General features: G+C 54.4%; 1 pseudogene. It reads left to right on the plus strand.

Annotated elements, in window-relative coordinates:
* Positions 1-49: 49 nt before the first annotated feature.
* A pseudogene (locus JSY17_RS25810) lies at positions 50-1,128 on the plus strand (IS3 family transposase); the annotation flags it as partial.

Genomic DNA, 1,128 nt, shown 5'->3' on the forward strand with positions numbered 1-1,128 from the left:
TGAACTGCCCCCAAGAAGTTGGACACCCATCCAACCCTTGGGGGACGTTATGAGTAAGTACACAGAATCATTCAAGCTCACCGCCATCGCCACCTATCTTGGAGGCCCTGATGGCTTGCGCAAGGTGGCTCAGCACTTCGGCATTGATGTCAGCTTGCTACGACGGTGGGTGGCCCATTACCAGATCCATTCAAGCATCAGTCCTCTGTCTCATGCACAGCGCTACAGCAACGACTTCAAGCGCCAGATCGTGCAGCACAAGCGTGATCATCGCCTTTCCCTGCGTCAGACAGCCGCGCATTTCGGCCTGGGGCATTCCTCTCAAATAGGCATTTGGGAGCGACAGTACTACAGTGGCAGCCTTGTAGACCCTACTGTCGCCCAACGAAGAGTGCCTACCCGTATGCCCAAGAGAATTAAGCCACTGAAGCCCACCGACACCGATGATGCATTGAAATCACGAGAGCAACTGATGGGCGAACTCGAATATATGCGCATGGAGAATGCCGTTTTAAAGGAGTTAAAGGCTCTGGAGGAAGAGAAGGAACGAAGACAGGCGAAAAAGCGCTGATCATTTCCAGGCTCAAGGACCGATTTCCTCTGTCTGCTCTTTTGCCTTTGCTCGAACTGTCGCGCAGTACGTTTTACTACCAGGCCAAAAGCCAGCAACAGCCGGACAGGCATGCTGCGCTCAGGCAACAGGTACAGCGCGTCTATCACCAAGAGAAAGGGCTGTACGGGTACCGACGTGTTGCGCTCGTGATCAGGAGCCAAGGGATCGTGGTGAACAAGAAAGTCGTGGAGCGGTTGATGGCCGAGCAAGGCTTGCGGTCGGTCGTGCGTCCCAAAAAGTATCGCTCTTATCGGGGGGCGGTCGGCAAGATTGCCGCGAATCTGCTGGAGCGCAATTTCGTCGCCCAGCGGCCCAACCAGAAGTGGGTAACCGACGTGACCGAATTCAAAGTAGCGCAGCAGAAGCTCTACCTCTCTCCTGTGATGGATTTGTACAACGGTGAAATTGTGGCTTATGAAACAGCCAGCCGGCCCTGCTACAAGCTGGTGGGTAACATGCTGGACAAGGCTTTTGGTCGTTTGGGGAGCGAGCCCAAACTGGTCATTCACTCTGAT

The sequence above is a fragment of the Pseudomonas capsici genome (assembly GCF_017165765.1).
GTDB classification, from domain to species: domain Bacteria; phylum Pseudomonadota; class Gammaproteobacteria; order Pseudomonadales; family Pseudomonadaceae; genus Aquipseudomonas; species Aquipseudomonas capsici.